Origin of the sequence: Clostridium sp. Marseille-P7770, from assembly GCF_902143525.1 — a bacterium.
Classification (GTDB): domain Bacteria; phylum Bacillota; class Clostridia; order Lachnospirales; family Lachnospiraceae; genus Pilosibacter.
On the sequence record NZ_CABFVC010000003.1, the window covers coordinates 159,275 to 173,333 of the forward strand.

11 protein-coding genes, 1 pseudogene and 1 other annotated feature are annotated in these 14,059 nt (G+C 49.0%); of the genes and pseudogenes, 9 read left to right on the forward strand and 3 right to left on the reverse strand.

The window, feature by feature from the left end; all coding sequences use genetic code 11:
• Positions 1-21 precede the first annotated feature (21 nt).
• From rsxC to FN001_RS07950, 6 genes are read left to right on the forward strand one after another with little or no spacing between them, the layout of a single operon-like run.
• Complete coding sequence (rsxC, locus tag FN001_RS07925; RefSeq protein ID WP_142411477.1) at positions 22-1,350, forward strand: electron transport complex subunit RsxC; 1,329 nt, start codon at positions 22-24, stop codon at positions 1,348-1,350.
• Between the two features lie 12 nt (positions 1,351-1,362).
• Entirely contained in the window at positions 1,363-2,307 is a 945-nt protein-coding gene (locus FN001_RS07930) for an RnfABCDGE type electron transport complex subunit D (protein WP_117513405.1), read from the forward strand.
• Positions 2,294-2,911, forward strand: coding sequence for an RnfABCDGE type electron transport complex subunit G (locus FN001_RS07935; protein ID WP_142411478.1), 618 nt, complete (start codon positions 2,294-2,296; stop codon positions 2,909-2,911). The genes FN001_RS07930 and FN001_RS07935 overlap by 14 nt, the downstream gene beginning before the upstream one ends.
• 13 nt (positions 2,912-2,924) lie before the next feature.
• Positions 2,925-3,758 carry an electron transport complex subunit RsxE gene (rsxE, locus tag FN001_RS07940; protein WP_117484144.1) on the forward strand — a complete coding sequence of 278 codons (834 nt, stop codon included), beginning with the start codon at positions 2,925-2,927 and terminating at the stop codon, positions 3,756-3,758.
• Positions 3,759-3,773: 15 nt separating this feature from the next.
• Entirely contained in the window at positions 3,774-4,349 is a 576-nt protein-coding gene (gene rsxA, locus FN001_RS07945) for an electron transport complex subunit RsxA (RefSeq protein WP_021904899.1), read from the forward strand.
• A 13-nt stretch (positions 4,350-4,362) separates the two neighbouring features.
• Positions 4,363-5,157 (forward strand): RnfABCDGE type electron transport complex subunit B, encoded by a 795-nt coding sequence (locus tag FN001_RS07950; RefSeq protein WP_117469706.1) that lies wholly within the window; start codon positions 4,363-4,365, stop codon positions 5,155-5,157.
• A 362-nt stretch (positions 5,158-5,519) separates the two neighbouring features.
• Here FN001_RS07950 and arcC read toward each other — a convergent pair whose 3' ends face one another.
• A complete protein-coding gene (arcC, locus tag FN001_RS07955) occupies positions 5,520-6,449 on the reverse strand; it encodes a carbamate kinase (RefSeq protein ID WP_117513410.1) in 930 nt (309 codons plus the stop codon).
• Positions 6,450-6,856: 407 nt separating this feature from the next.
• Here arcC and FN001_RS07960 point away from each other — a divergent pair, with 407 nt between their 5' ends.
• Positions 6,857-7,876 (forward strand): glycosyltransferase family 2 protein, encoded by a 1,020-nt coding sequence (locus tag FN001_RS07960; RefSeq protein WP_142411479.1) that lies wholly within the window; start codon positions 6,857-6,859, stop codon positions 7,874-7,876.
• An 8-nt stretch (positions 7,877-7,884) separates the two neighbouring features.
• A pseudogene (locus FN001_RS18720) lies at positions 7,885-8,025 on the forward strand (hypothetical protein); the annotation flags it as partial.
• Positions 8,026-8,259: 234 nt separating this feature from the next.
• On the opposite strand, the gene FN001_RS07970 reads toward FN001_RS18720, so the two are convergent.
• Complete coding sequence (locus FN001_RS07970) at positions 8,260-9,885, reverse strand: IS1182 family transposase (RefSeq protein WP_142411480.1); 1,626 nt, start codon at positions 9,883-9,885, stop codon at positions 8,260-8,262.
• A gap of 196 nt (positions 9,886-10,081) precedes the next feature.
• On the reverse strand, positions 10,082-10,840 hold the full coding sequence (locus FN001_RS07975) for a sulfite exporter TauE/SafE family protein (RefSeq protein WP_142411481.1): 759 nt from the start codon (positions 10,838-10,840) through the stop codon (positions 10,082-10,084).
• A 225-nt stretch (positions 10,841-11,065) separates the two neighbouring features.
• Positions 11,066-11,339: a binding site (T-box leader), on the forward strand.
• A gap of 175 nt (positions 11,340-11,514) precedes the next feature.
• Here FN001_RS07975 and leuS point away from each other — a divergent pair.
• On the forward strand, positions 11,515-13,926 hold the full coding sequence (gene leuS, locus FN001_RS07980) for a leucine--tRNA ligase (RefSeq protein ID WP_142411482.1): 2,412 nt from the start codon (positions 11,515-11,517) through the stop codon (positions 13,924-13,926).
• The last annotated feature ends 133 nt before the right edge of the window (positions 13,927-14,059 follow it).

A 14,059-nucleotide genomic window follows, 5' to 3' on the forward strand; every position in this document is an offset into this window, starting at 1 on the left:
TATAGAAAGAAGGTTTGTTAAATGGGTCTGAGCACATTTATAGGCGGCGTTCATCCTTATGAGGGAAAAGAACTGTCTGCAGATAAGCCGATTCAGGTGATCCAGCCGAAGGGTGAGCTGGTTTATCCTCTCTCCCAGCATATCGGTGCTCCGGCGAAACCGCTTGTTGCCAAGGGTGACAAGGTCCTGGTTGGCCAGAAGATCGCTGAAGCAGGCGGCTTCATTTCCGCAAATGTTATCTGTTCCGTATCCGGTACAGTAAAGGGAATCGAACCGCGTCTGGTTGCGAACGGAGCAATCGTACAGTCCATTATCGTTGAGAACGATAACGAGTACACAGCAATCGAAGGTTTTGGCGAAAAACGCGATTACACAAAACTTTCCAAGGAAGAGATCCGGAATATCGTAAAAGAAGCCGGTATCGTAGGTCTCGGCGGCGCAGGTTTCCCGACCAACGTAAAACTTGCACCGAAGGATGACAATGCGATCGATCACATTATCGTAAATGCGGCTGAGTGTGAGCCGTATCTGACAAGTGACTATCGCCTGATGATGGAGCAGCCGGAGAAACTGATCGGCGGCATCAAAGTCATGTTAAGCATGTTCCCGAACGCGAAGGGCGTGATCGGAATCGAGGAGAACAAGCCGGAGGCGATCAAGCTTCTGGAAGGTCTCGTAAAAGACGAGCCGAAGATCACGGTATGTCCGTTAAAGACAAAATATCCGCAGGGCGGCGAGCGTTTCCTGATCTATGCGGTTACGGGCGGACGTGAGATCAACTCCACTATGCTTCCGGCGGATGCAGGATGTATCGTAGATAACGTAGATACTGTTATCTCCATTTACAATGCAGTCTGTGAGAGCACACCGTTAATTCGTAAGATCATTACCGTTACCGGTGATGCGGTTAAGAATCCGCAGAACTTCCAGGTTCCGCTCGGTATGTGCTACCGGGAGATCCTCGAGGCTGCAGGTGGGTTTAAGGAAGAACCGGAAAAGATGATCTCCGGTGGTCCGATGATGGGACAGGCATTATTCTCTCTGGATATTCCGGTCATGAAGAACTCTTCTGCCCTGACCTGCTTCATAAAAGATCCGGTTGCGGCAAATCTGGAATCTCCGTGTATTCGCTGTGGACGCTGTATCGAGGTATGTCCTGGTCATGTTGTCCCGCAGATGATGATGGCGGCAGCAGAAAGAAATGATCTTGCCCTGTTTGAAAAATTAAATGGTATGGAGTGCTGCGAATGCGGCTCCTGTACTTTCATCTGCCCTGCCCACAGACCGCTGACCCAGGCATTCAAAGAGATGCGTAAGGCAGTCATGGCAGCCAGAAGAAAGAAAGCGTAGGAGGTGTGACAAATGAGTAAATTATTAAACGTATCATCATCCCCTCATGTACGCTGCGGTGTTTCCACAAAGAACCTGATGTACGATGTAGCGATCGCAATGCTGCCGGCTACGATCTGGGGTGTGATGCAGTTCGGTATCCGTTCCCTGATCGTTGTAGTAGCAACGGTTCTTTCCTGCGTACTCAGTGAGTACATTTTTGAAACCCTGATGCACAAGCCAGTTACCATCAGTGATGGCAGTGCCCTTGTCACAGGTATGATCCTTGGATTAAACATGCCGCCGGCAATCCCGATCTGGATGCCGATCCTTGGCGGTATCTTCGCGATCATCGTTGTAAAACAGCTTTACGGCGGACTTGGTCAGAACTGGATGAACCCGGCTCTGGCAGCAAGATGCTTCATGCTGATCTCCTTCGCACAGGCTATGACCCAGTTCTCAGAGCCGGGAACAGATGCGATCGCAAGTGCAACTCCTCTTGCAGAGATCAAAGCAGGCGGTACATATGATCTTGCAGCAATGTTCATCGGTAAGATCCCGGGAACCATCGGTGAGGTTTCTGTGATTGCTCTTCTGATCGGTGCAGCTTACCTGCTCATCAAGAAAGTAATCTCCATCCGCATCCCGGCAGCTTACATCATCACATTCGCAGTATTCGCATTCATCTTCGGTCAGCACAACATCAACTATGTTCTGGCTGAGATCTGCGGCGGCGGTCTCATCTTCGGTGCATTCTTCATGGCTACCGACTATGTAACAAGCCCGATCACTGCAAAAGGACAGATCGTATTCGGTATCTGCCTTGGTATTTTAACAGGACTGTTCCGTATCTTCGGAAGCGGCGCAGAGGGCGTTTCCTACGCAATTATCTTCTGCAACATGCTCGTTCCGTTGATCGAGAAGGTAACTCTCCCGACAGCATTCGGAAAAGGGGGTAAGAAAAATGGCAGCAAGTAAGTCTGGATTTATGAAAGATGCCCTGATCCTTTTTGCGATCACCCTGGTTTCCGGTTTATGTCTCGGTGTTGTCTATGATGTGACAAAAGCTCCGATCGAGGCGGCTACCATCGCAGCCAACAACGCAACATACAAACAGGTTCTTCCGGACGCAGACAACTTCTCTGACGTCGAAGGTTCCACAGAGAAGATCGCTGAGACTGCTGATGAGATCGCAAACCTCGGTTTCGGAGGCGTTGAGATCGAGTCTGTACTCGAGGCAAAGGACGCGAGCGGAGCAGTAGTGGGACATGTGATCAACTCCCTGTCCAACGACTCCTACGGCGGAGCTGTAAAGCTCTCCATCGGCTTTGACGCTGACGGTACCATCACAGGTGTTGGTATCCGTGAGACAAGCGATACTCCTGGTCTTGGATTAAAGGCAAAAGATGATGACTACAGAAATCAGTTCGTCGGCAAGAACTGCGAGAGCTTAAGCGTAACAAAGTCCGGTTCCGCATCTGACACTGAGATCAACGCGATCAGCGGTGCCACCATCACATCAAACGCTACAACAAACGCAGTCAATGCAGCTTTATATTATCTGCATAACTGCTTAAACTAGGAGGTGGGCATTCATGAATAAATGCGTAGAACGTTTATATAACGGTATTATCAAGGAAAACCCAACCTTCATCCTGATGTTAGGTATGTGTCCGACTCTTGCGACGACAACATCCGCCATCAACGGTCTCGGCATGGGACTTTCCACAACAGCCGTACTGATGTTTTCCAACCTGCTGATCTCCGCACTGCGTAAGATCATTCCGGACAGAGTCCGTATTCCGGCATTTATCGTAGTCGTAGCCAGCCTGGTTACAGTCGTACAGCTCTTAATGCAGGGCTACGTTCCGTCCCTGTATGCATCCCTGGGTATTTATATCCCGCTTATCGTTGTTAACTGTATCATCCTTGGCCGTGCAGAGGCATATGCCTGCAAGAACGGTCCGGTTGAATCTTTCTTCGATGGTCTTGGTATGGGACTTGGATTCTCCCTCTCCCTTACCGTCATCGGTATGTGCCGTGAGTTCTTCGGTGCAGGTGCGATCTTCGGACACACTATCATTCCGGAAGCTTACCACATTTCCATCATCATCCTTGCACCGGGTGCTCTGTTCACTCTGGCTATGCTTTCCGCGATCCAGAACAAGCTCCGTCTTCCATGCGCGACCAACGGTGACGCACCGAAGTCTGACCTTGTATGCGGCGGTAACTGTGCAAGCTGTGCAGGCTGTGTCAGCATGACAAACCATGCTGCTCTTGCTGAGAAGAAGGCAGAGGAAGCAGCAGCCGCAGCGGCAGCAAAGAAAGCAGCAGCAGAGAAGGCTCTCGCAGCTAAGAAGGCAGCTGAGGCTGCAAAAGCGGCAGAGGCAGCTAAGACTGAAGCAGCAGATGCCGGCAAAGAAAATTAAGGAGGAAATGGAGAAATGAAAGAACTTTTATTGATCGCCATCGGTTCTGCCCTGGTGAATAACGTTGTTTTAAGCCAGTTCCTCGGTCTTTGCCCGTTCCTTGGTGTATCCAAGAAAACAGAGACAGCAGCTGGTATGGGCGCTGCAGTCGTATTCGTTATTACGATCGCATCTGCCTGCACAAGCCTTGTTTATGATTTCGTTCTCGTAAAGCTCCATATCGAGTATTTACAGACGATCGTATTTATCCTTGTAATCGCGGCTCTGGTTCAGTTCGTTGAGATGTTCTTAAAGAAGAACATGGTAAGCCTTTATGAGGCACTCGGCGTATACCTTCCGTTAATTACAACAAACTGTGCGGTTCTCGGTGTTGCGCTGACAAACGTACAGAAGGGCTACAACTTCATTCAGAGTGTCGTAAACGGTATCGGTATTTCCGTTGGATTCCTGATCGCCATCGTCCTGCTTGCAGGTATCCGTGAGAAGATCGAGCACAATGATGTGCCGCACGCTTTCCAGGGATCCCCGATCGTTCTGATCACAGCAAGCTTAATGTCGATCGCTCTCTTCGGATTTTCCGGAATGATTTAAGGAGGAACGAGAGATGAACATGACAGGCATTATCATCGCTGCTGCGGTTGTCGGTATCGTCGGTATCGTCATCGGCGTACTCCTTGGAATCGCCAGCGAGAAGTTTAAAGTAGAAGTAGATGAGAAGGAAATTCTGGTTCGTGCAGAGCTTCCGGGCAACAACTGCGGCGGTTGTGGTTACGCAGGCTGTGACGCTCTTGCAAAAGCAATTGCAGAGGGCAAGGCAAAGGTTGACCAGTGTCCGGTCGGCGGCGCTCCGGTAGGAGAAAAGATCGCTGCGATCATGGGCGTTGAGGCTGGTTCCGCTGAGAAGAAAGTTGCATTCGTAAAATGTAAAGGTACCTGCGACAAGGCAACTGTGAAATACAATTACTATGGTATTGACGACTGCCACAAGATCGCAGATGCAGTTCCGGGCGGCGGCTCCAAGGGATGTACCTTTGGATGTCTCGGTTCCGGAAGCTGTGTAAAGGCATGTCAGTTTGACGCGATTCATGTTGTAAACGGTGTTGCCGTTGTCGACAAGGAGAAGTGCGTTGCCTGTGGTAAGTGCGCAGAGGCTTGTCCGCGTCACCTGATCGAGCTCGTTCCGTATAAGGCAAACCACCTCGTACAGTGCAGCTCCCACGACAAAGGACCGGCTGTCAAGAAGGTCTGCGAGGCAGGCTGTATCGGATGTACGCTCTGCACAAAGCAGTGTGAATTCGATGCGATCCATATGGATAACAACGTTGCTGTGATCGATTACACAAAGTGTACCGGCTGCGGCAAGTGCGCGGCGAAGTGCCCGGCACATGTTATTATCTGATTGGATAACAACTTGTAGAAAAATGAAAGACCCGCAGAAGGCAGAAATGCCTTCTGGCGGGTCTTTTTTGTGTAATAGGAGATTACAAGGAATTTCCTATTACACAAAAGGCACTAACGTGAGAATGATACATACTCGCGCGAAGATGCAGATTGTCGCAAGCGACCGCGCGCGGCACGAGAATACGCCAAGGTGCATTCTTTATTATTTTCACTAAAGAGATTTGGACGATTAGAACAGTTGGGAGAAGATTAGTTGAAAAAAGATCCCAGAGAAGTTCCTGTATAGAACTCCCTGGGATCATATTCTTGTTTGTTCCAGATTTAAATAAGATTGACCTGAGTCAAATCAGAATGTATTGCCTACTGGATCGTCGTGCCGCCTTTACCTGCTAAAGCACTCTTTGCACCGTCAAGGGAAGTGATGATCGCGCGTCGTCCTTTTCCTGCGTTGATGAAGTCGATGGAGCTTTCAACCTTCGGCAGCATGGAACCTGTCTTAAAGTGGCCTTCCCCGGCATAGCGGGCTGCGTCAGCTGTTGTCATCTTATCGATGTTGATCGGATGGTCACTGCCGTAGTTTAATACGACATTCGGAACACCTGTGATGAACATCAGGACATCAGCGTCAAGCTCCTTCGCGAGAAGTCCGGCTGCGCGGTCTTTCTCGATCACAGCGCTGGCACCCTTTAAGTGGGAGCCCTGTTCCATAACCGGGATTCCGCCACCGCCTGCAGCGATCACCGGCTGGTCAGCATCAGCGAGAGCGCGGATCGCGTCGATCTCAACGATTGCGACCGGCTTCGGAGCCGCAACGATACGGCGGTAGCCGTCGCCTTCCTTCACAACGAAGTTACCCTTTGCCTCTTCCTCTTTTGCCTCCTCGGCGTTCATCACACGTCCAACCACCTTCATCGGAGTGTAGGAGGACTCATCGTACGGGTCAACTGTAACCTGTGTTAAGATCGTAGATACAGCTTTGTAAATGCCGCGTTTGATAAGCTCGGAGCGGAGAGCGTTCTGGAGATCGTAGCCGATATATCCCTGGCTCATTGCGGAGCAGACGGACATCGGAGCCGGAGTGTAACCTTCATGATTTTTCGCAAATTCATTTAACGCGGTGTGGATCATGCCGAGCTGCGGAGTGTTTCCGTGGGTGATCACAACCTGCCAGCCGTCCTGAATAAAATCGGCGATGGCTTTCGCTGTCTTTGTGACGGCGGTCTTCTGCTCCGGAAGGTTCGTTCCGAGAGCGTCATGTCCAAGTGCTAAAACAAGTCTTTTCTTTGCCATATCTAATACCTCATTTCTATTATGTACCGATATCGTCTGGGCAGATAAAATTGCGCGGGAGCCGCGGATAAGTTTTCTCCGCGGACCGGCACAAAACGGTCTGCGCCTGTGTATTTTCAGATATTTTACCATATTTTGATAGATTATGGAAGAAAAAACTCAAAGTTTTATGATTGAGTACAGGAGAAATTTCCTGAACTGAAAATTATATATGGCGCTGTGGCGGCAGAAGCTTACGGGATGAATTTTATGCCGGAATGAAAGAGAATTGAAAGAAATAATTTTTTGCATTTTCAGATAACTTATGCTAAAATAGGAACAACTGAGTCGAGAGATCACTGTGGCGTGCGCTCTGTGTGGCGGCAGTGAATGATCCCCAACACGGGGAACGTAAGGAGGAAACAATTTTGAAGCTGTTATCGATAGCAATTCCATGCTACAATTCAGCGGCGTATATGGAAAACTGTATCAAGTCTCTGCTTCCGGGCGGAAATGAGGTGGAGATCCTGATCGTGGATGATGGTTCCACAAAAGACAATACGGCGGAGATCGCTGACCGTTATGAGAAAGAATATCCGGGTATCTGTAAGGCGATCCACCAGGAGAACGGTGGACACGGCGCTGCGGTTAACGCGGGATTAAAGGCCGCGACCGGAATCTATTTTAAGGTTGTGGACAGCGATGACTGGGTAAATGAGCAGGCCTACAGGCAGGTGCTCGACACCCTGCGCCGCTTTGTTTACGGAAAAGATACCCTGGATATGCTGATCACAAACTTTGTCTATGAGAAACAGGGCGCGAAGCACAAGAAAGTCATGAACTATAATCTGGCGCTTCCGAAGAACGAGATCTTTACCTGGAGCGATGTGAAGGTGTTCGTTGCAGGACAGTATATCCTGATGCATTCTGTCGTTTACAGAACGGAACTTTTGAGAGACTGTAAACTGGAGCTCCCGGAGCACACATTCTACGTGGACAATATCTTCGTCTACGAGCCGCTCCCGCATGTACATACGATGTACTACCTGGATGTGAACTTCTATCGCTACTTTATCGGCCGCTCCGACCAGTCTGTCAATGAACAGGTCATGATCGGAAGAATCGACCAGCAGATCCGCGTGACGAAGCTGATGCTTGGCTACTATGATGTGACGAAGATCCAGAACCGGAAGCTCCGCCACTATATGGTCCGTTACTTAGAGATCATGATGGTCATCTGCTCGATCCTCGCGATCAAATCCGGCAGCGAGGAGAATATGGCAAAGAAAAAAGCATTGTGGGAAGAGTTAAAGAAATCCAATCCGGCGCTCTACCTGCGACTCCGCTGGGGCTTCTTGGGACAGGGCATGAACCTTCCGGGAAAAGGCGGAAGATCCCTTTCCATCGCGGGATATAAGATCGCGCAGAAGTTTTTCGGATTTAACTAAATGCCGGGAGATGGATCGAGATCAATGGAAAGTGGTACTACTTCAACCCGATCCCGGACGGAACAAAAGGCATCCTCTACGCAAACCGCAGGACTCCGGACGGCTGGTTTGTGACAGAGGACGGAAACCGGTACGGAAAGAGCGGGTAGTTTCCGGTGTGGTAAGAAGGAAACAGAGGGAAAAAAGATACGGCTGAATTGATGATAGTAAACGGGGCTGTCGCATTAGCAAATATTTTTTGCTGGGCGGCAGCCCTGCTTTATGCCCAAATGGGGGCGAAATCGGTCACATTTTCGATGCCATTCTTTATAAACGCAGTTCATTCCCAGGCATCCCTTTCGGCATGCCTTATTTCAGGCTGTTTTGTTTTCAACTATCAAAATCTATGCCCTTTTTAATGGAAAAAGATAACTTCCCGTTCTTCCGGTCTGAATCTTGCAATGAAGCTTATTGATATTTCGTCCCATTGCCAGAAGGATGCTCTCTGCCAGTGCATTTGCCTTTCCACGATACAGATATCTTCGAAAATTCATGTCTTCCTTTACGTCAGCAAAAGAACCTTCTGCCTGAATACTGCGATTCATACGGAGCATCGTTCCATACTCACTTGTGATCCGTTCCAGATCTTCTGCGCGTTTCTGGCTCATTGTTTTTGAAACCATCAGCACTTTATTGCGCTTTTCCATAGGTGTTTTGCAGTTGTTTCCCTTGATACATTCCGTTTTATAAGGACAACCAGTGCAGTCTGGGCTTCTGTAATAAGTTTTTACACTGACATATCCGCTAGTTGTTTTACTTCTGCGTTCATTTGTGACAGTTAGTTCCCTTCCGTTGAGGCAGATGTAGCTGTCCCTGTCTGCATGGTACTCCATGTTTTCCCTTCTGCTGATGTCTTTTTTGTATTTTCGGGTCTTCGAAATCTCATAGTTCTGCGGCTTTATATAGGCGGTCTGTCCGTTTTCCTCAATGAAAAGATAGTTTTCTTCACTTTCGTACCCGGCATCTGCAACGACTTCTGAATACTTAAATCCCAAGTGATTCTCCATGTCTTTCAAAAACGGGATCAGGGTACGTGTATCGGTAGGGTGCGGGCTGATATCGATCCATGTGATGTATTCGGAATCCACTCCATGCTGAATGTTATAAGCAGGCTTTAACTGTCCATTCAGCATCGCGTCCTCTTTCATTCTCATGAAGGTTGCGTCAGGGTCTGTTTTGGAATAGCTGTTTCTATCCCCAAGCGTATACAGCTTTTTTGTATATTCCTTTAGTTTCTCCAGATATTGATCCAGCTGTTCCAGAGATTTCTGTAATTGTGTTTTTCTACGCCCGATTCCATGTACAAACACAATTCCCTCCTGCACTTTTATGCGGCACAACTGCTTCTTTAACCGTTTTAATGTGTGGATGGATATCCGGTCTTGGTATACGGTCCTGATTCCATAGAGTTCTTCACATTCAGCCACAAAAGAAGATAGTTTTGTGTATAACCGGGCCTGATTTTTCGTAATAGCCCGTTTCCATACAAAGGTATATTTATTGGCTGCAGACTCGATCTTGGTGCCATCAATAAAAATGGTCTTTCCTGAGATCTCACCAAGAAGATAGAGCAGATCTGACATTTGGGCAAGCAGTACCTTTGCACAAGCTGAAAAATGCAGGGAGATAAAACGCGCGATCGTTGCATGGTCAGGAGCCGGCATTCCTTCCAGGAGGTACATAAAGTTGATATCCCGTTTGCATGCCTTTTGGATATCCCTGCTTGAGTAGATTCGATTCATTACTGCATAGATGACGAGTTTCAGCATCTGACGCGGCGTTGCCTGATTTTTTCTGATCCTGCTGTAAGTTTTATACAGTTCAGAAAGGTCCATTTCCTCCACAAAGGCACTTACCAGACGAACCGGATCATCAGATGGAATAGAAATCTCTAAATCCAGCGGAAGTTTGATTTGATAATACAGAGAAAACGAGGTATAATCTCTCTGTATTATTTTGTTTAGTCGCATAAACTGATTATACCACGAACGCCGGGCTTTTCGAAGCTCGGCGTTTTGTGTTGGGAATATGAAATGAGCTGCCGCACGTTAGTGCAACAGCCCCGTATAATTTACGCGAACAACGAGCCAAAGTCCGCGCATGTGTGAGACCTTGGCGACTGTCGCGATGACAAGGGGAAACTCGCGAAGTGTGTTTTCACTTGTTTTATTTCCCAAGAACAATTTTCACGATCAGCACCGTCACCACGCAGATCATCACCGGCCGGATGATCTTCGCGCCGTTTTTGATGGCGAAGCCGGCACCGATATAGTTTCCGAGAACGTTGCTTACGGCACATGGGATCGCGATCATGTAGAACACATTTCCGGAAAGGATATAGGAGAGAAGCGCTGTGTAGTTGGAAACGATCAACGTGAGCTTCGCGTTTCCGGAGGCCGTGCGGACATCGTATTTTAAAAGAAACGTGAAGAGCAGCATGGCGATCGTACCGCCGCCCGGCCCGTAGAGACTGTCGTAAAGACCGATGGTCATTCCGATGAAAAGGGCGCGGAGCACATTCGGTAGGATCAGCGGCTTTTTCGTATCGGTATAGTTCCAGGCGTTCTTCATAAAGATCACGAGGACCGCGGTGAGTGGAAGCAGTACCATTAACATCGAGCGGATCTGTTCCTCTTTGAGGTAAAAGATGATTCTGGTTCCGAGCATGGAGCAGAGGAACGAGGTCACTGCGCTGATCAGCGTGATCTTAAGGTCGAGACAGCCGTTTTTAAAGTATTTCCATGCCGCAACGGTGCTTCCGAAGGCGCACTGGAACTTGTTGCAGCCGTAAACATAGTAGATCGGCATTCCGCACATCATATAAGCCGGAAGCGCGATCAGGCCGCCTCCTCCGGCGATAGAGTCGATAAATCCCGCAATGAAGAGGAGCGGGCAGAGCCAGATCAGATTATGGACGTATTCCATGGATATCCCCCTTGTATTTTGGCGGCGGGCAGAAAAAATGCCGCAATACCGCTTTTTCTGATAAAATTCAGGCAGAGACCTGTCCTTCCATACTAAATAAGAACCCCCAAAAAGTCAACTGGTTTTCTGCAGAATCGACCATACATATGAACCATGCATGACTGCAGGATAGAGCTGTGCATGACACCTTGACAGAACCGGGATTCTATGGTAAATTTATTGAGTTAAAATGCGTCGAAGAGGAACAGTAAGAGAGAAGACGGGGTACAGAGAACTGCCGGGCGGTGCGAGGCAGAGTCCAGAAGCTTTCCGAACTCGCCTCGGAGCAGCATGCTGAAAGAGCGGGCAGAGCAGCGGGAAAACGAAACGCTGTCTGCGGATATCCTCAGATAGGCATTGCCGGTTTCCACCGTTATCGGAAAATGAGTGCATACGGGTGAAAGCCCTGTATGAAATAGAGTGGTACCGCGTGAGAATCTAAGTCCCCCACGTCTCTATAAAATTATGATAGAGATAGAGGGACTTTTTTGTTGCCCGGAAACCGGAAAAGCGGTCAGGCAATCGAACAGGGTCTGGGAGTTCCCGGATTCCGGTAAATGCAGCGGCGGCGGGCGAAATCCGCGGAGCGTATTTTGCACCGCCTTCAACGATATGAAATGGAGGAGAAAAGCGTCATGGCACAGTACAACCACACCGCCATTGAGAGCAAGTGGCGTGAGAACTGGGAAAAGAATCCGATCAATGTCAATGATGGAAAGAAAGAGAAGTATTACTGTCTGGATATGTTCCCGTATCCGTCCGGCAGTGGACTTCATGTAGGTCACTGGAGAGGTTATGTAATCTCCGATGTATGGAGCCGTTATCAGTTATTAAAGGGAAAATATGTGATCCACCCGATGGGCTGGGACGCGTTCGGCCTTCCGGCTGAGAACTATGCGATCAAGATGGGGGTTCATCCGGCGATCTCCACAGCGTCAAATATCAAAAATATCAAACGCCAGATCAACCAGATCGCAGCACTTTATGACTGGGATATGGAAGTAAACACGACAGATCCGTCCTTCTACAAATGGACCCAGTGGATCTTCGTACAGATGTTCAAAAAAGGACTCGCATATGAGAAGGAATTCCCGATCAACTGGTGTCCGTCCTGTAAGACAGGCCTCGCGAACGAGGAAGTTGTAAACGGCTGCTGCGAGCGCTGCGGCACACCGGTTACAAAGAAGAATCTCCGTCAGTGGATGTTAAAGATCACAGCATACGCAGACCGTCTTCTGGATGATCTTGACAAGCTTGACTGGCCGGAGAAGGTTAAAAAGATGCAGACAGACTGGATCGGCAAATCCTACGGTGCAGAAGTTGAGTTCCCGGTAAAGGGACGCGACGAGAAGATCACTGTCTACACAACAAGACCGGATACGCTTCACGGCGCAACCTTCATGGTACTCTCCCCGGAGCATAAGCTTGCGAAAGAGCTTGCAACGGATGAGACGAGAGAGGCTGTTGAGAAGTACATCTTCGACGCATCCATGAAGTCCAACGTAGACCGTCTCCAGGGCAAGGAAAAGACAGGCGTTTTCACAGGATCCTATGCGGTCAACCCGTTAAACGGCAAGGAAGTTCCGATCTGGCTGTCTGATTATGTTCTCGCTGACTACGGTACCGGAGCGATCATGTGCGTACCGGCACACGACGACCGTGACTTCGAGTTCGCAAAGAAATTCGGTCTTCCGATCATCCAGGTCATCGCCCAGGACGGCAAAGAGATCGAAAACATGACAGAGGCTTACACAGACGCAAAGGGAACCATGATCAACTCCGGCGAGTGGAACGGCATGGAGTCCTCCGTCTTAAAGAAAGAAGCTCCGCACATCATCGAGAAGATGGGTATCGGAAAGAAGACCGTCAACTACAAGCTTCGTGACTGGGTATTCTCCCGCCAGCGTTACTGGGGCGAGCCGATCCCGATCGTTCACTGCCCGAAGTGCGGCAATGTTCCGGTTCCGGAGGATCAGCTTCCGTTAAAGCTTCCGGAGGTTGAGAGCTATCAGCCGACCGGTACCGGTGAATCCCCGCTTGCGGCGATCGATTCCTGGGTCAACACGACATGCCCGTGCTGCGGCGCACCGGCAAAACGTGAGACAAACACCATGCCGCAGTGGGCTGGTTCTTCCTGGTACTTCTTACGTTATGTGGACAACAAGAACGATAAGGAGCTTGTATCCAAGGAGAAAGCAGACAAGTACCTTCCGGTAGATATGTATATCGGCGGTGTTGAGCATGCTGTCCTTCACCTCCTGTACTCCAGATTCTACACGAAGTTCTTATATGATATCGGAGTGGTAGATTTTGACGAGCCGTTTAAGAAGCTGTTCAACCAGGGTATGATCACCGGCAAGAACGGTATCAAGATGAGTAAGTCCAAAGGAAATGTTGTTTCCCCGGATGATCTTGTAAGAGATTATGGTTGTGATGCGTTAAGAATGTACGAGCTCTTCGTTGGACCGCCGGAGCTGGATGCCGAGTGGGACGACAGAGGAATCGAGGGCGTTGCCAGATTTTTAAATCGTTTCTACAATCTTGTGATGGACAGCAAGGACAAGGATATCAAGGAGACAAAGGAGATGGTGAAGCTTCGCCACAAGCTTGTCTACGATATCGAGACACGTTTCAACCAGTTCAGCCTGAATACCGTGGTATCCGGATTCATGGAGTACTGCAACAAGCTCACAGATGTTGCAAAGAAGGAAGGCGGAATCGACAAGGAGACCTTAAAGACCTTCGTGATCTTACTGGCTCCGTTCACCCCGCATCTCGGCGAGGAGCTCTGGAGAGAGCTTGGCGGTACAGACAGCGTATTCCACGCGACCTGGCCGGAGTGCGATGAGGAAGCCATGAAGGACGATGAGATCGAGGTTGCTGTACAGGTAAACGGTAAGGTAAAAGCGGTCATCATGGTTCCGGCTGATATCGCAAAAGAGGATGCGATTGCTGCAGGTAAAGCTGCGGTAGAAGGAAAGATCACTGGAAATATCGTGAAAGAGATCTATGTTCCGAAGAAGATTGTAAACCTTGTTGTAAAATAAAAAGTAATGATTCAGCAGGTCTGCGCATCTGCTGCGTTGATTGCAGTAAAGCATAAGCTTGAATGCAGTGAACAGTTACGATAAATAAGAGCAGCAGTTCAGACATGTGATAGAGACTGGGACCTGCTGCAGC